The organism is Azospirillum melinis, assembly GCF_013340935.1.
In the GTDB taxonomy this organism is placed as follows: domain Bacteria; phylum Pseudomonadota; class Alphaproteobacteria; order Azospirillales; family Azospirillaceae; genus Azospirillum; species Azospirillum melinis.
Genome location: NZ_WHOS01000001.1, coordinates 31,045 through 47,014 on the forward strand (window position 1 = coordinate 31,045; position 15,970 = coordinate 47,014).

A 15,970-nucleotide genomic window follows, 5' to 3' on the forward strand; every position below is an offset into this window, starting at 1 on the left:
GCGGGATGGCGGACAGGCCGGGCGAGCGGCTGCCCGCCCGGCCCGGCTGGTTCAGGCGGCGGGCTTGAGGACCACCTTGGTCCAGCCATCGTCGCGCGCGTCGAAGTGCTGGTAGGCGTTCGGCGCCTCTTGCAGCGGCAGCTCATGCGAGATGATGAAGGACGGCTTCGCCCGGCCGGTCGAGATGAGGTCGCGCAGTTGCCGGTTATATGCCTTCACATTGCATTGGCCGGTGCCGATGGTCTGCCCCTTGAACCACAGGAGGCCGTAGTCGAAAACGATCTCGCCCTGCTTGTAGAGCGGGTCCTGTGGGGCCGGGTCCTCCGGCGCGTAGACGCCGACGACGCCGATGCCGCCGGTGAATTTCACCGACTTGACCAGGTCGTTCATGGTCATGTTGGGGTGCTCGTGGCCCTCCGGGTCGTGCGCCTGGTAGCCGACGCACTCGCAGCCGCGGTCGGCGCCGATGCCGTTCGTCAACGCAAGGACCTGGTCCACCGGGGAGCCCTTGGAATCGTCGATAGGCAGGGCCCCGATTGATTCTGCGAGGCGCAAACGGTCGGGGTGACGGTCGACGACCATGACCATGCAGGCGCCCTTGATCATTGCCGCGTGGGCAGCCATGAGGCCGACCGGCCCGGCCCCGTAGATGACGACCGACTCGCCGGGACGCAGTCCTGCGAGTTCGGTGACGTGCCAGCCGGTCGGAAAGATGTCGGCCAGCATCACATAGTCGTTCTGCCGCTCCTCCGCGTCCGGCGGCAGCTTCAGGCAATTGTAGTCGCCGTAGGGAACGCGCAGAAGGTCGGCCTGGCCACCCCGATACGGTCCCATGTCGGCGAAGCCGTACGCGGCGCCGGCCATGTTCGGCATGACGCTTCGATCCGCTGTGGTCAGGCAGAACGCGCTCAGGCCGCGCTCGCAGTTCTTGCAGAATCCGCAGCCGATGTTGAAAGGGATGGCGACCCAGTCCCCGACCTTCACCCGATCGACGGCGTCGCCCACTTCGGCCACCTGCCCGAGGTTCTCGTGCCCGAACACGCCGCCCTTCGGGAAGTCGGTCCGGCCCTCATACATGTGCAGGTCGGAGCCGCAGATGTTGGTGCTCGTGATCCGCACCAGCACGTCGGTCGGTCGCTCGATCCGCGCATCGGGCACGTCCTGTACCGCGACATCGCGCGGTCCGTTATAGACAACTGCTCTCATCTCGTTCTCCCGACCTGAAGCTGCATGGTCGATAGGAAGAGTGTCGCGCAGCCTGCCATCGATCTACCCGGACGTTCCCTGAGGAAGTTTCCGTAGCGCGGCTCGATTCCCGCTCACCGCTTCAGGGTCTACCGGCCCGCCTCGGTTCACGGGCCTTCGCCACTCTGCACTCAAGATGCCGCGCGCATCGGGCGTTCCGGAGCGCACCATGTTGGGGGGCTGTGCCGAGACCGAGAAAATCGTCCGGACGGGCGACGGCGAACGACGGAAAGTTGATGACCGTCAAGGCGGCAAAACGATGCAGAGGCATAATCCGCCTCGCATAAGCCCTCCATACGGGAGCCTTCGACTGTGTCGGGGCTGCCCGGGCGGGGCACCCGGCGTCACCAAGCCGGCGTCACCGGGATTGAGAACCGGATCCGTCATCAGTCCGTGAGAGGAAGCTGCGATGGGCACGACTTTCGGCGCAGACACCGCCTTTCCCAATTCCGGGCCCGCGAAGTCCGGGGCAATGAGCGCCATGCTGGCCCGGAACTGGTGGGCGATGGCATTGCGCGGCGTATGCGCCGTCCTGTTCGGCTTGATCGCGCTGCTGCTTCCGGGCGCCACGATCGCTTCCCTCGTTCTGCTTTTCGCCGCCTACATGCTGGTCGACGGCGTGTTCGCCATCGTCGCCGGCGTGCGCGCGGCCACCCGCCACGAGCGATGGTGGCCCTTTATCCTCGAAGGGGTGATCGACCTCGCGGCGGGGCTGGTCGCCGTCGTCGCGCCGATCGCAACCGTTCTTGCCTTCGTCTGGCTCGGCGGCGCCTGGGCGGTCGTTTCGGGTGTGATGATGATCGCCGCCGCCGTCCGCCTGCGGACGTCGCATGGCAAATGGTGGCTGGGGTTCGGCGGTCTGGTGTCCATCGTCTGGGGCGTCCTGCTCTTCGTGGCACCGGTCGAGGGCGCGGTGGTCATGACGTGGTGGCTCGGCGCCTACGCGCTCGTCTTCGGCGGTGCGCTGATCGTGTTGGCGTTCCGGCTCAGAGGACACCGGAACGAGCCGCGCGGAGCGGTGCCGCAGGGTGCCTGAAAGGGTGCCTGAGAGGCCGAGTGCCTGAGAAAGAACCGACCCCCAACTCCCCATTCCCATTCCATACCCGGCCGAGGTGGCGCACCCATGATCCCTGACCCGAGACGCACCGATGCCATGCCGGACGAGCCTCCCGTGGACCGTGTCGACGAGGCGTCCGCCGAGTCCTTCCCCGCGAGCGACCCGCCGGCCTGGACGCCCGTTCGTGGCGAACGAGGGGCCATTCCCGAAGCCGCCACTCCCGAAGCCGAAGGCACCGGCAGAGACAGGGACGGCAACGATGGGGACGGCGATGATGCCGTCCCACGGCCCGAAAGCGAGGCGTCCCACCTCAAGGACCGGTTTCTGCGCGCGCTGGCGGAGCAGGAGAACATGCGGCGCCGGGCCGAGCGGGAGCGTGAGGACGCGGTGCGGTTCGCCGCCTCGGGGTTCGCGCGGGACGTGCTGCCGTCGGCCGACAACCTCCGACGCGCCATCGAGAGCGTGCCGATGGAGTTCGCCGCGGCCGAATTGTGGGTCCAGAACCTCATGGCCGGCCTCGTGGCGACCGAGAAGGCGCTGCTCGACGCCTTTGCGAAGCACGGCATCCTCCGGATCGATCCGGCTCCCGGCGAGCCGTTCGATCCCCATCGCCATCAAGCGATGTTCGAAATGGAGGACAGCGGGCTGCCGGCCGGCACCGTGGCGCAGGTCCTGCAACCCGGCTACGCCCAGCATGAGCGTCTGTTGCGCCCCGCGCTGGTCGGTGTCGCCGGGAACGGCACCGCGCCATCCGATCAACATACCGGCCCGGGCGGTATGGATTTCTGACAACCGGGACAGAACACGCCGGAGGACGACATGGCAAAAGTCATCGGAATCGATCTCGGCACCACGAACTCGTGCGTCGCCGTCATGGAGGGCGGCCAGGCCAAGGTCATCGAGAACGCCGAGGGGATGCGGACCACGCCGTCCATCGTGGCGTTCGGCAGGGAAGGCGAAATCCTCGTCGGCACGCCGGCGAAGCGGCAGGCGGTCACCAATCCCGAGAACACCATTTTCGCGATCAAGCGCCTGATCGGCCGCCGCTACGACGACCCGATCACGGAGAAGGACAAGGCCCTCGTCCCCTATAAGATCGTGCCGGGCGACAACGGCGACGCCTGGGTCGAGGCGCAGGGCAAGAAGTACAGCCCGAGCCAGATCAGTGCGTTCATCCTGACGAAGATGAAGGAGACCGCGGAAGCCTACCTCGGCGAGAAGGCGACGCAGGCGGTGATCACGGTGCCCGCCTATTTCAACGACAGTCAACGCCAGGCGACCAAGGACGCCGGCCGGATCGCCGGGCTCGAGGTGCTGCGCATCATCAACGAGCCGACCGCGGCCGCGCTGACCTATGGCCTCGAGAAGAAGGGCCAGGGCAAGGTCGCGGTGTACGATCTGGGTGGCGGTACCTTCGACATTTCCGTTCTCGACATCGGCGAGGGCGTCTTCGAGGTCAGGGCCACCAACGGCGATACGTTCCTCGGCGGCGAGGATTTCGACAAGCGCATCATCGACTATCTGGCCGACGAGTTCAAAAAGGAGCAGGGCATCGACCTGCGCAATGACCGGTTGGCGCTCCAGCGCTTCAAGGAAGCTGCGGAGAAGGCGAAGATCGAGCTCAGTTCGACGGTGCAGACCGACGTCAACCTGCCCTTCATCACCGCCGATCAGCATGGGCCCAAGCACCTCAACGTCAAGCTCACCCGTGCCAAGCTGGAAGCCCTGGTCGACGATCTCGTGCAGCGCACCGTCGAGCCTTGCCGGGCGGCGCTCAAGGACGCCGGCCTCAAGGCGGCGGACATCGCCGAGGTGATCCTGGTCGGCGGCATGACCCGCATGCCGAAGGTGCAGGAGGTCGTCAAGGACTTCTTCGGCAAGGAGCCCCACAAGGGCGTCAACCCGGACGAAGTCGTCGCCATCGGCGCCGCCATCCAGGCGGGCGTGCTCCAGGGCGAGGTGAAGGACGTCCTGCTGCTCGACGTGACTCCGCTGTCGCTCGGCCTGGAAACGCTGGGCGGCGTGATGACGAAGCTCATCGACCGCAACACGACCATCCCGACGAAGAAGAGCCAGGTCTTTTCGACCGCCGAGGACAACCAGACCGCGGTGACCATACGCGTCTTCCAGGGCGAGCGCGAGATGGCCGCCGACAACAAGCTGCTCGGCCAGTTCGATCTGGTCGGCATCCCGCCGGCACCGCGCGGCATGCCGCAGATCGAGGTGACCTTCGACATCGACGCCAACGGCATCGTCTCGGTGACCGCCAAGGACAAGGCGACCGGCAAGGAACAGCAGATCCGCATCGAGGCCTCGGGCGGCCTGTCGGAGGCCGACATCCAGAGGATGGTCAAGGATGCCGAGGCGCACGCCGAGGAGGACAAGAGGCGGCGCGAACTGGTCGATGTCCGCAACCAGGCGGACGCTGCGATCTACACGGCCGAGAAGCAGCTGCAGGAGCATGGCAGCCGGGTGGGCGAGACGGAGCGCAAGCCCTTGGAAGATGCCCTGAACGCCCTGCGCGAGGTGGTCGGTGGCGACGACATCGACCGCATCCGGCAGCGGATCGACACGCTCTCGCAGGCGCTCACCCGCTTCGGCGAGACGATCCACCGTGCCGCCGCCGACACCGGCACGCGCAGCGCGGCGGAACAGGCCGCCGCCGCCAACGCCGGCCCGTCCGGTGGCGGGAATGAGGGCGTCGTCGACGCCGAGTTCGAGGAAGTGGACGACCAGAACCGGCAGCGCGGCTGAGTGCCACGGGAAAGGAGCACCGCAGCCATGGACCTCGAAAAATACACCGATCGGGCGAAGGGTTTCCTCCAGTCGGCACAGACGCTGGCGGTGAGCCGCGGCCATCAGCGCCTGACGCCGGAGCACCTGCTCAAGGTGTTGCTGGAGGATTCGGAAGGGCTTTGTGCGAACCTCGTCCGCACGGCCGGAGGCGACCCGAAGGCAGCGCTTTCAGCCGTCGACGCCGCGCTCGACACGCTGCCGCGCGTCGAAGGGGCCGGCGCCGGGCAGGTCTACATGGCGCCGGAACTGGCGCGCGTCTTCGAGGCCGCCGAGCAGCTGGCGCAGAAGGCCGGCGACAGCTTCGTCACCGTGGAGCGGCTGCTGCTGGCGCTGGCCGCCGCCGCGGGCACGCCGGCCGCGAAGGCGCTGGCCTCGGCGGGGGTCAACGCCCAGGGCCTCAACAAGGCCATCGAGGACATCCGCAAGGGCCGCACCGCCGATACGGCCTCGGCCGAGGACGGGTACGACGCGCTGAAGAAGTACACGCGCGACCTCACGGCCGTAGCGCGCGACGGCAAGCTCGACCCCGTCATCGGCCGCGACGAGGAGATCCGCCGCACGATCCAGGTTCTCGCACGCCGCACCAAGAACAACCCGGTGCTGATCGGCGAGCCGGGCGTCGGCAAGACCGCCATCGTCGAAGGCCTGGCGCAGCGCATCGTCAAGGGCGATGTGCCCGAAAGCCTGAAGGACAAGAAGCTGCTGTCGCTCGACCTCGGTTCCCTGTTGGCCGGGGCCAAGTACCGCGGCGAGTTCGAGGAGCGGCTGAAAGCGGTCCTGTCGGAAGTCACCTCTGGCCGGGAAGGGGTCATCCTCTTCATCGACGAACTGCACACGCTGGTCGGCGCCGGAAAGACGGACGGGGCGATGGACGCCTCCAACATGCTGAAACCGGCGCTCGCCCGGGGCGAACTGCACTGTGTCGGCGCCACCACGCTGGAGGAGTACCGCAAGCACATCGAGAAGGACGCCGCCCTGGCCCGGCGCTTCCAGCCCGTCTTCGTCGGGGAGCCGACGGTGGAGGATACCATCTCCATCCTGCGCGGCATCAAGGAGAAATACGAGGTTCACCACGGCGTGCGCATCACCGACAGCGCCATCGTCGCCGCGGCGACGCTGTCGCATCGCTACATCACCGACCGCTTCCTCCCCGACAAGGCCATCGACCTGATGGACGAAGCGTCCTCGCGGCTTCGCATGGCGGTCGATTCCAAGCCCGAGGAGCTCGACGAGCTCGACCGCCGCATCGTGCAGATGAAGATCGAGCGCGAAGCGCTCAGGAAGGAGAGCGATCCAGCCTCGCGGGAGCGCCTGCAGAGGCTGGAGAAGGAGCTCGGCGAGCTGGAGCAGAATTCCGCCGAACTCACGGCGAAGTGGCGGGCGGAGAAGGAGAAGCTCGCCGGGGCGCGGACGCTGAAGGAGCGGCTCGACCAAGCCCGCATCGAACTGGAGCAGGCGCAGCGGCGCGGCGACTGGGCCCGCGCGGGCGAACTCGCCTACGGCATCGTTCCCGATCTCGAAAGCAAGCTGAAGGACGCCGAGGCGCAAGGCGACCAGCAGATGCTCGAGGAGGCGGTCACCGCCGAGCACATCGCCGCCGTCGTGTCCCGCTGGACCGGCATCCCGGTCGACAAGATGCTGGAGGGCGAGCGCGAGAAGCTGCTGCACATGGAGGGCGCGCTGAGGCGGCGTGTCATCGGGCAGGACGAAGCCATCGTCGCGGTCTCGAACGCGGTGCGCCGCGCCCGCGCCGGGCTTCAGGATCCGAACCGGCCGATGGGATCCTTCCTGTTCCTGGGCCCGACCGGTGTGGGCAAGACCGAGCTGACCAAGGCCCTGGCCGAATTCCTGTTCGACGACGAGCATGCGATGGTGCGCATCGACATGTCGGAGTTCATGGAGAAGCACTCCGTGGCCCGCCTGATCGGTGCCCCTCCAGGCTATGTCGGCTACGAAGAGGGCGGCAGCCTGACCGAGGCGGTGCGGCGCCGGCCCTATCAGGTCGTCCTGTTCGACGAGGTGGAGAAGGCGCATCCGGATGTCTTCAACGTGCTGCTCCAGGTGCTCGACGACGGGCGCCTGACCGATGGGCAGGGGCGCACGGCCGACTTCCGCAACACGCTGATCGTGATGACCTCCAACCTCGGCAGCGAGTATCTGGCGACCTTGGGGGAGAACCAGGACGTCGACACGGTGCGCGCCGGGGTGATGGAGGCGGTGCGGGCGGCGTTCCGGCCCGAGTTCCTGAACCGGCTCGACGAGGTCCTGATCTTCCGCCGCCTCTCGCGCGAGGACATGGGCGGCATCGTCGACATCCAGCTCCAGCGGCTGCAACGGCTGCTCGACGACCGCAAGGTCGTGCTGCAGGTGGGCGACGCGGCGAAGCGATGGCTGGCCGACGCCGGCTACGATCCGGTGTACGGCGCCCGGCCCTTGAAGCGGGTGATCCAGCGCGAACTGCAGAATGTGCTCGCCGAGATGATCCTGCGCGGCGAAGTCCGCGACGGCGATACGGTCCGGGTCACCGCCACGGAACTGGGCCTGCTCATCGAGCCGCCGCAGCATGGTGACGGGGCGATGGAGCAGCCGTCTCGAAACGCTGCGGAGTGACAGGATGTACGCCCGGATGACGCGGTTCCGATTGAAGCTGGGAGCCAGGGACGAATGGTTCCGGCTGCGGGACGGGATGAAGGCCGACATTCATGCCCTGAAGGGTCTGAGGCACTGGGTCGCCCTTCAGGGGGACGACGGCGAGGTCGTGGTCATCGCCATCCATGACTCGGTGTGGAGCGCCGAGGCGGCCATGCCCGATGTGCTGAAGCTCTGGCAACGGATCGCCCACCTCATGGACGATCCGCCCTCAACCAGGTTTTACGACGTCACGCGCTTCGACACGATCTTCGACACTGTCTAGCAAGCGCAAGGGCCGGCTGCAGAAGGCGGAGGAAAGGCATGGCTTTTGGATTGCCGCACCCACGCGATCACAACCTTTGGCGAAGGCCGCCGACCATGCCGGGCGTGTCGCTGCCCGCGACGACCGCCGTGCCGATGGCCTACATCCACCGGCCGTCCCCCTCCGTCACGCAATCGGGGCCCGGCCGCAAGCAGTGGGTTCTGGAGTTCGAGCCGACCGACCCGCCGTTTCCGGATCCGGTCACGGGCTGGACCGGGAGCGCCGCCCCCTTCAGCCACATCCAGCTCTTCTTTCCGGATCTGAACAGCGCCGTGTCCTTCGCCGAGCGGCACGGCTGGCGCTATCAGGTTGATGAACCGCCGAAGAAGAAGATAACCGCGAAGAATTACGCCGACAACCTCAAGTACGAACTCGCCGGTCCCATTCAAAGTGCAAAGAAGTGGAAGGACGATATACCGGGAAGTCGTCGACCGATCGGTATTCGTTGAAGGTTCGCATGGGACTTATTTGTTTGGAACTTTGGAATATTCATTTCAAAGAAACAAGTCAACGGCAAGGAGGACAGCCATGGCGCAGCGTTCCCAACTTCCATCGCTCTTCGCAGGCTCGCCGTTTCCATGGTCGGGCGCCGACCCCTTCTCGATGCTCCAGCGCGAGATGGGCCGTCTGCTTGGCGAGGCCGCCCGCGGCGGCGGTGCGCTCGTGCAGACGGCAGAGACCCCGGCGATCATGGCGCCGCGCATCGACATCAGCGAGAGCGAGAGCGACATCAAGGTCCGCGCCGAGCTTCCCGGCGTCGATCCGCAGGACGTCGAAGTCACGGCCACCGAGGATTTGCTGACGATCCGCGGCGAGAAGCGGGTCGTGCGCGACGAGGGCCAGGAGCATTTCCACCTCGTGGAACGCGCCTACGGGGCGTTCGTCCGGAACATCCGCTTGCCGTTCAAGGTGGACCCCGGACAGGTCCAGGCGAATTTCGAGAACGGCGTGCTGACGATCGCCCTGCCGAAGCCAACGGAACTTCAGCCGCGCACGAGCCGCATCGAGGTCAAGGGGGCCGGACAGCCGGGCGCTTCGGAACAGACGCTGAAGAGCGCCGCCGACGAAATGCGCACCGCCAACGCACCCCAGGAGGAACCGGCATCCAAGGCCGGTGCGGGCACCCGGTAACGCGCATCTGCACGTCGAACACCCCATCATCGGAAGGGAGAAGGCCATGAGCGACCTGATCGTCATCGCGTACGACGACGAGTCCAAGGCGGAGGAGGTCCGTTCGACACTCCTGCGTCTGCAGAAGGAGTACCTGGTCGATCTGGAAGACGCGGTTGTCGTGACGAAGACCAAGGACGGCGAGGTCCGGCTGAACCAGACCTACAACATCATGCCGGCATCCATCGCCTCCGGAAGCCTGTGGGGCCTGCTGGTCGGCATGCTGTTCCTGAACCCGCTGCTCGGGGTTGCCGCCGGCGCGGCCAGCGGCGCCTTGGCGGGCGCGCTCACCGACATCGGCATCGATGATGGTTTCATGCGCGAACTCGGCGAAGCTTTCGAACCCGGCACCTCGGCGCTGTTCATCCTCGTCCGCGAAGCGAGGCTGGACAAGGTCCTGCCCGAGATCAGCCGCTACGGCGGCAAGGTTCTGCGCACCTCCCTGCCCAAGGAGCAGGAGGAAAAGATCCAGGCCGCCCTCATGGGCGAGGCGCGGAACCAAACCATGCAGCAGGCCGCCTGACGGTCGCCGGCAGTATCGCCCGCCGGCAGTATCGCCCAATGTCCACACAAACTCGGGAGAGCAGCAATGAAACCGTTCCGGAGCATTCTGGCGGCAGCGGGGCTCGCCGCCGCCGTTCTGGCCGTCCAAACCCCCTTGCCGGCGCTGTCGCAAGCCGTCGCACTGGTCGTCGTTGACGTGAAGGCCGTCGCTGCGGGCTACCGCGCGAGCAAGCTGACCGGTACGTCGGTCGTGAACGAGAAGAACGAGAAGATCGGCTCCGTCGACGACATCATCATCGGACGGGACAAGGTGCTCTTCGCGGTGCTCGAGGTCGGCGGCTTCCTCGGCATCGGCGCCCACTTGGTGGCCGTCCCGTTCAGCGATCTGCAGTTGGACGAAACCGGCAAGAAGATCACGCTGCCGGGAGCGTCGAAGGATGAACTCAAGAAGCTGCCGGAATTCAAGTACGTCAGTTGATCCGCCCAGCCGCCGGTGAAAGCCATGCCGGCGATCCCGATCCATGACCCTCGCGATCAATCCTCACGGGGCGGCGTTGAGATGTGGGAGCACGTTCCGGCCGATTTCATCGATCACCTCGGCCGCGTCACGCGTGCCGTATTTGACGTTGAGAATGACGTGGTTTACGCCCGCCCGGCGCAACGCGGCGAGGAATTGAAGCAGGACGTTCCGGCCGCCGCGAAAACCCAGGTGGATCGGCTGGGCAGGGTGGTCGGGATCCGTGGTCAGGTCGATGTAGAGCGATTGCACGAACGGCGTGAAGACCCCCGGCCTCACGGCTTCTACGGTGGTGTGCCAGTGCGCGGCGTGCTCCGCCTGTTGCGCGAGGGATCGCGGGTAGGTGATCCAGCCGTCGGCATGCCCGGCGATCCATTCCAGGCTCTGCCGGCTGGTGCCGGTGATCAGGATCGGCAGCGCGCCGACCGGCTTCGGCACGAGGTCGGCGGTCCCCTGCATCACGCCATAGGAGGACTGGATGCGGGGGAAGTTCTGGGCGAGCACGGTGCGCAGAACGGCGAGGTTTTCGCGGAAGAGGACGCCCCGCCTGTCCATGTCGACGCCGAACGCCGGGAATTCGACCGGTCGATCGCCGGACGCGACCCCGAGCACGAGGCGACCGCCGGAAAGCCGATCCACCGAAGCGGCCGCCTTTGCCGTGTGCAATGGGTGGCGCAGGGGCAGGACGATGGAACCGGTGGCGAGCGCGATGTCGCGCGTCTGCGCCGCGATCCATCCCAGATAGACCCAGGGGTCGTAGATCTGTCCGACGTCGCCGAACGACGGGTCGCGCAACGGCACGTCCCGCACCCAGAGCGCGGCGAAGCCCAATTCCTCGGCCCGCTTGGCCAGGCGTTCCTGATCGCGCATGCTCGGCTCGTCGCGCTGAAAGGCCTCGATCGGAAAGAAAACGCCGAGCGTCAACCGGCCCGGCGCGAACATCCTGCGGAAGCCCTTCGAATCGCCCGGCCGGGCCGTCGTGTTCGCCTCCAGCATGGCAGCTCCTTACCAAGGTGACGTTACTTCCGACCAGTCTTTGGTCCGGGGAACCGCATGCAGGTCATGCGATCCTCAAACCTCCTGGGGAAAGGGCGGCGAACTGCTCCGGCGTCAGGTCGACGAGGGCGACGGCAGCCTGTTCCGGTGCATAGCGCATGTTCGCCGGGCTGACAGCGACGAGGTGAACCACGGGACTGGTCGGCAACCCGCTCGCGACGATGATCTCGGCCGGCCGGTTGCTGGCGTCCACCACCACACCATGGACGGTTCCCACCGGCCGGCTCCCGTCCTCCGACAGGACAACGAGGCCGACCAACATGTGGGCTGGAGACGGGAGCACCGACGCCACATCCAGCCGGTCTCCATGTCGGGCACAGGCATCGGCACTCAGCGGCACGCTTGCACACAGCAACGGCAGGATCGAGGTCCGCATGGTCTTTGTTCCCTTCACGGTCAGCTCACCACCGCGACCGGGACGGTGTAGCCCGGTTTGACCGGCGGCGAGGGCGGGGCGATCGGCGCATGCGGGCAAAGAGCCGGCAGGCGCGCGGATGCGTTGATGGGCTTGATGCTTCTTTCGGAACAGATGGCCTAAAGCTGGCTGTCGATGGCTGCAGCGAGATTGGGGAAGTCGAACGCGCCATCGTGTCGCCGATTGTTTATGAAGAAGGCCGGGGTGCCGTTCACCCCGTGGCGCACGCCGCCGAGGAAATCGTCGCGGACCTTGGGCGTGTATGTTCCCTTGGCCAGTGCGTCGCGGAGCTCGGTTTCGGACAGCCCCAACGACCGCACCGCGGCGAACAGAAACTCGATGCCCAAGCGCTCGTGGTTCTCGAAGAGGAGGTCGTGCATCTCCCAGAACCGCCCGTGCGCCCCTGCGAATTCCGCACTCTCCGCCGCGCTTTGGGCATTGGGGTGGATTTCCGTCAGCGGGAAGTGCCGGAACACGAACCGCAGCTGCCGGCCATATCGATTCCGCACGAGTTTGACATGAGGATGCGCGGCCGCACAGTACGGACACTCGTAATCGCCGTATTCGACCAGGGTGATTGGGGCGTGGGCGTCACCCTGGATGTGGTCACTCGACGTGACCGGCATTTTCGATACCGCCATGGCTGCTCTCCCGGAGCGATGGTCCGTTCGGCATGAACGACGCGTCGCCCCCACTGTGATTTCGGTCTAGCTGGTCAACCGCTCCAGCGCATCGAGGATGCCGTCGGCACCGGGGTTGACGGCGAGCGGCGAGCGATAGCTCCAGAAGATGACTCCGTCCTTGTCGATCACGAACAGCGCGCGTTCGCTGACTCCGTCGCCTTCCCGGTAGGCTCCGTAGGACTTCGAAACGGCGCCCTTGGGTTCGAAATCGGCAAGCAGCGGGAAGTGCAGGTTGCGCGCTTTTGCGAACGCCTGATGGCACCAGGCGCCGTCGACGGAAACGCCCAGCACCTCGGCTCCATGCTTCAGGAACTCGGGACGGATCTGGTTGTACAGCACCATCTGGTCGCCACAGACCGGGCTCCAATCCGCAGGGTAGAAGGCGAGGATCACCGGCTTGCCACGCAATTCAGAAAGAGACAAGCATTGGTCGGGCGTGACATGGAGCGTGAAGTCAGGAGCCGAAGTCCCTGGGGATAAAACTTGAGACATGGGTCACCTCGCTGAAGTGGACGGCAATGATCTCCGTAGCGTTATCCGCTTGGCGTCGATTATGATGCGGTGGCTGACGGCCGCGTTGACGAACGTCAACATTCCTTTGTTTTTTCAAAACCGGGAAGAACCTGCTTCGACGTACTGACGCCGCTCCCGGTCGTCTCAGTCCCCGATCGCGCTTTGCCAGCAGCGCCGGCGACCAGGGAGGCGTCGCGCTGGAAGAGAGGATGCATCAATCGGCGCGGTATGACGTTGATAGATATCAAATTGACGAATGTCATTTTGTTCGGAGCGGGCGGGCGTTATGTTCTTGGATATTTGCATGTGTATCGGATTTTGTGCATTGTAGTGCCGTCTTTGCCGGGTGCGTATGGTTTTTCATTGAGCGTCGTTTGAGCCGAATGCTTGCCAATCCTTTCCTGTTGCTGGAGGCATCGTCGTGGAAGACCCCTATGAGGTGCTCGGGGTGAAGCGGGACGCGAGCGACGACGACCTTCGTCGCGCCTACCGCAAGCTCGCCAAGAAATTCCATCCTGACCTGAACCCCGGCGACAGGCAGGCAGAGGAACGCTTCAAGGCAGTGGCATCGGCCCACGAGCTCCTCTCCGATCCGGACAAGCGCGGCCGCTACGACCGCGGCGAAATCGATGCCACGGGCACGGAGCGGCGGCCCGACCACTCCTATTACCGTGACTTCGCCGAGGGGCGGAACGGTGGCAGATACCATGGCGGTGACGAGGAGGAAGCCGATGATTTCAACGATCTGTTCGAGAACCTCTTTGGCGGCAGATTTCGCGCCCGGTCCACCGGTGGCGGTGCCGGGCCGGAGATCCGAATGCGTGGTGCCAACCGCCGCTATTCGCTGACGGTGGACTTCCTCGACGCGATCAATGGGACGACGCAACGGCTGCAGTTGCCGGACGGAAAGACGCTCGACGTTGCGGTTCCGCCCGGTATCGAGGACGGCAAGGTGCTGCGACTCAAGGGGCAGGGTGATCCGGGTCTGGGTGGCGGCCCGCCGGGCGATGCGCTGATCGAGGTCCGGATCACCCCCCATCCGTTCTTCAAGCGCGTCGGCAACGACCTTCATGTCGAGGTCCCCGTGACGCTTTCGGAGGCGGTCCTGGGCGGCTCCATCACAGTACCCACACGGACCGGGCCGGTGACGATGACGGTGCCGGAAGGCTCGGACACCGGCCGGGTGCTGCGCTTGCGAGGCAAGGGCGTGCCGGCGGGGCGCGGCGGCCGGCCGGCCGGCGATCAATACGTCATGTTGAAGGTCGAGGTCGGGCCCGGTGCCGACGATGCCGAGCTCAAGGCATTCCTGCGGAATTGGGCGCCCGGGCATGCGTTCGATCCGCGCCGCAAACTGGGGATGGCGCCATGATAATCACGCTGAATGAGTTGCGACGGTCCTTCGCCGACCTCGACGCGGCGGAACTCGATCGATGGATCGGCAATCGCTGGATCCGGCCGGAAGGGCGGCCCGGTGCCTATGTCTTTCATGAGATCGATGTCGCACGCGTGCATCTGATTGTGGAATTGCGTGAAATGGCGATCGACGATGAGGCCTTGCCGCTGGTGCTCTCGCTGCTCGACCAACTCTATGGCGTGCGACGACAGATGAAGCTGCTGTACAAGGCGATAGACGCCCAACCGGAGGAGGTCCGTCAAACGCTCCTGGTCGCCGTACGCGCGAATGCAGCGCCGACGGATGGCGCCGATGCCGACCCGGAAGGCGATGGTGCTTGAGGAAGGTTCGATCCGCCTAGGCGTCGGTGCCGCAATCGCCGGGCGCCTTGACGCCGCCCCTGCCGCCGCGGGTCTAGTCCGCCGTTGTTCCGGCGTGTTGCCGAGTCCACGCGATGAGTTGGGGCAGAGGCATAACACCGGCGGTCCGGGCGATTTCCCTGCCGCGTAGGACCAACGCGAGCGTTGGAATGCTTCGCACAGTGAAATGCGCGGCGACATCTGGAGCGGCCTCGGTATCGACTTTCGCCAGCCGGACATGTGGTTCGAGCCGCTGCGCCGCCTGCTCGACGATCGGCGCCATCATGCGGCACGGACCGCACCAGGCGGCCCAGAAATCGATCAGGAGCGGAATGTCGCTCCCCTCGGCGTGCTTTGCGAACCGGCCTGGGTCGTCCAGGGACAGGGGGTGCCCCTCGAACAGTGGCCGATGGCAGGCGCCGCATTTGCCGCCGGCCCCCAGTCTGGTACGCGGAACCCGGTTGGTCGTGTCACAGTGGGGGCAGACGACGTGCAGCGCTTCGGACATTCTATCCTCCTCGTTGAGCGCCCTGTCTATTCGTCGTTATCCTCGAGGGCGTCATAACGGATGATCTTGATGCGGCGGGTGCCCGCAAGCCTGATGGCGCCGCACTGCTTGAGGCTGGTCAGGGCGCGGCTTACCGTTTCGACCGACAGGGTGAGATAGTCGGCGATGTCGTAGCGCGACATCGGCAGGAGAATTTCTTCCCCGGTTCTGCTGGCATGAGTTCTGCCGGACAGGCGTTCCGCCATTTCGAGGAGGAAGGCGCTGACCTTTCCCAGCGAGCCGATCCGCCCAAGGATGAGAATCCTCGTCTGCAGGCGGGCTATTTCCGCGGCCGTCACGGTCCGGATGTCGCGTCCGAGATGGGGATCGGCGTCGGCAAGGGCCTCGGCGCGCTCGCGTGGGTAGACGGCCACGATTGTGCCCTCCACGATCGCCTCGACGGCGAAGAGATGCGCATTTCGGGATGCGAAGCCGAAGAAATCCCCAGGCAGCAGAAAATCCACGATCTGCCGCCGTCCGTTGGCCTGAACGGTAAAGCGCCGCGCCGCGCCGGAGACGACGCGGTACCAGTGCTCGGCCGGATGATCCTGGGTATAAATCTCCTGCCCGTGGCCGTAGCGCATGGTCATCGCCAGGGAGCTCAGAACATCGCCAGGATCATGGCGATGCTTCGTGGGTCGGTCATCGCGAAGCTGGCTGGAAACATGCATGACGGCCGTTCCTCGTGTCTATCTGGACAGATCGAGCTGTCGAGACGTTGCAGTCGGTACGTCGTTGCGACACCGGCTGTAGAACGATGTG

Annotated in this window: 18 protein-coding genes; 11 read left to right on the forward strand and 7 right to left on the reverse strand. The window is 65.7% G+C overall.

The features are described from left to right. Nucleotides 1–51: 51 nt before the first annotated feature. Nucleotides 52–1,206 (reverse strand): glutathione-independent formaldehyde dehydrogenase, encoded by a 1,155-nt coding sequence (locus tag GBZ48_RS00155; RefSeq protein ID WP_174469124.1) that lies wholly within the window; start codon nt 1,204–1,206, stop codon nt 52–54. A 448-nt stretch (nt 1,207–1,654) separates the two neighbouring features. Between GBZ48_RS00155 and GBZ48_RS00160 the strand changes: the two genes are divergently transcribed. The 9 genes from GBZ48_RS00160 (at nt 1,655) to GBZ48_RS00200 (ending at nt 10,203) form a co-directional block, all read left to right on the forward strand. Continuing rightward, nucleotides 1,655–2,281, forward strand: coding sequence for an HdeD family acid-resistance protein (locus tag GBZ48_RS00160; RefSeq protein ID WP_246306884.1), 627 nt, complete (start codon nt 1,655–1,657; stop codon nt 2,279–2,281). An 87-nt stretch (nt 2,282–2,368) separates the two neighbouring features. Then, nucleotides 2,369–3,091, forward strand: a complete 723-nt coding sequence (locus GBZ48_RS00165) for a nucleotide exchange factor GrpE (RefSeq protein WP_174469125.1) — start codon at nt 2,369–2,371, stop codon at nt 3,089–3,091. A 30-nt stretch (nt 3,092–3,121) separates the two neighbouring features. Then, on the forward strand, nt 3,122–5,056 hold the full coding sequence (dnaK, locus tag GBZ48_RS00170; RefSeq protein WP_174469126.1) for a molecular chaperone DnaK: 1,935 nt from the start codon (nt 3,122–3,124) through the stop codon (nt 5,054–5,056). 27 nt (nt 5,057–5,083) lie between these two features. Next, nucleotides 5,084–7,708 carry an ATP-dependent chaperone ClpB gene (clpB, locus tag GBZ48_RS00175; RefSeq protein ID WP_174469127.1) on the forward strand — a complete coding sequence of 875 codons (2,625 nt, stop codon included), beginning with the start codon at nt 5,084–5,086 and terminating at the stop codon, nt 7,706–7,708. A gap of 16 nt (nt 7,709–7,724) precedes the next feature. Next, nucleotides 7,725–8,012, forward strand: a complete 288-nt coding sequence (locus tag GBZ48_RS00180; RefSeq protein ID WP_246306885.1) for a hypothetical protein — start codon at nt 7,725–7,727, stop codon at nt 8,010–8,012. A gap of 38 nt (nt 8,013–8,050) precedes the next feature. Next, nucleotides 8,051–8,500, forward strand: a complete 450-nt coding sequence (locus GBZ48_RS00185) for an NADH dehydrogenase ubiquinone Fe-S protein 4 (RefSeq protein ID WP_174469129.1) — start codon at nt 8,051–8,053, stop codon at nt 8,498–8,500. Between the two features lie 79 nt (nt 8,501–8,579). Further along, a complete protein-coding gene (locus tag GBZ48_RS00190) occupies nt 8,580–9,182 on the forward strand; it encodes an Hsp20/alpha crystallin family protein (protein ID WP_174469130.1) in 603 nt (200 codons plus the stop codon). Between the two features lie 46 nt (nt 9,183–9,228). Further along, entirely contained in the window at nt 9,229–9,744 is a 516-nt protein-coding gene (locus GBZ48_RS00195) for a DUF1269 domain-containing protein (protein WP_174469131.1), read from the forward strand. Nucleotides 9,745–9,810: 66 nt separating this feature from the next. Beyond that, entirely contained in the window at nt 9,811–10,203 is a 393-nt protein-coding gene (locus GBZ48_RS00200) for a PRC-barrel domain-containing protein (RefSeq protein WP_174469132.1), read from the forward strand. Nucleotides 10,204–10,266: 63 nt separating this feature from the next. Here GBZ48_RS00200 and GBZ48_RS00205 read toward each other — a convergent pair whose 3' ends face one another. The 4 genes from GBZ48_RS00205 to GBZ48_RS00220 form a co-directional block, all read right to left on the reverse strand. Continuing rightward, a complete protein-coding gene (locus tag GBZ48_RS00205) occupies nt 10,267–11,238 on the reverse strand; it encodes an LLM class oxidoreductase (RefSeq protein WP_174469133.1) in 972 nt (323 codons plus the stop codon). Nucleotides 11,239–11,302: 64 nt separating this feature from the next. Further along, nucleotides 11,303–11,674 carry a hypothetical protein gene (locus GBZ48_RS00210; RefSeq protein WP_174469134.1) on the reverse strand — a complete coding sequence of 124 codons (372 nt, stop codon included), beginning with the start codon at nt 11,672–11,674 and terminating at the stop codon, nt 11,303–11,305. Between the two features lie 158 nt (nt 11,675–11,832). Beyond that, nucleotides 11,833–12,354 carry a DsbA family protein gene (locus GBZ48_RS00215; RefSeq protein WP_174469135.1) on the reverse strand — a complete coding sequence of 174 codons (522 nt, stop codon included), beginning with the start codon at nt 12,352–12,354 and terminating at the stop codon, nt 11,833–11,835. A gap of 66 nt (nt 12,355–12,420) precedes the next feature. After that, nucleotides 12,421–12,888: a redoxin domain-containing protein gene (locus GBZ48_RS00220; protein ID WP_174469136.1), complete on the reverse strand. Its 468-nt coding sequence runs from the start codon at nt 12,886–12,888 to the stop codon at nt 12,421–12,423. A 442-nt stretch (nt 12,889–13,330) separates the two neighbouring features. On the opposite strand from GBZ48_RS00220, the gene GBZ48_RS00225 reads away from it, so the two are divergent. Together GBZ48_RS00225 and GBZ48_RS00230 are read left to right on the forward strand one after the other, a co-directional pair. Next, complete coding sequence (locus GBZ48_RS00225) at nt 13,331–14,278, forward strand: DnaJ C-terminal domain-containing protein (RefSeq protein ID WP_174469137.1); 948 nt, start codon at nt 13,331–13,333, stop codon at nt 14,276–14,278. Then, entirely contained in the window at nt 14,275–14,643 is a 369-nt protein-coding gene (locus tag GBZ48_RS00230; protein ID WP_174469138.1) for a chaperone modulator CbpM, read from the forward strand. The genes GBZ48_RS00225 and GBZ48_RS00230 overlap by 4 nt, the downstream gene beginning before the upstream one ends. A 73-nt stretch (nt 14,644–14,716) precedes the next feature. Here GBZ48_RS00230 and trxC read toward each other — a convergent pair whose 3' ends face one another. Together trxC and GBZ48_RS00240 are read right to left on the reverse strand one after the other, a co-directional pair. Then, nucleotides 14,717–15,169, reverse strand: a complete 453-nt coding sequence (gene trxC, locus GBZ48_RS00235; protein ID WP_174469139.1) for a thioredoxin TrxC — start codon at nt 15,167–15,169, stop codon at nt 14,717–14,719. A 26-nt stretch (nt 15,170–15,195) separates the two neighbouring features. After that, nucleotides 15,196–15,879, reverse strand: coding sequence for a helix-turn-helix domain-containing protein (locus tag GBZ48_RS00240; protein ID WP_174469140.1), 684 nt, complete (start codon nt 15,877–15,879; stop codon nt 15,196–15,198). Nucleotides 15,880–15,970: the final 91 nt, after the last annotated feature.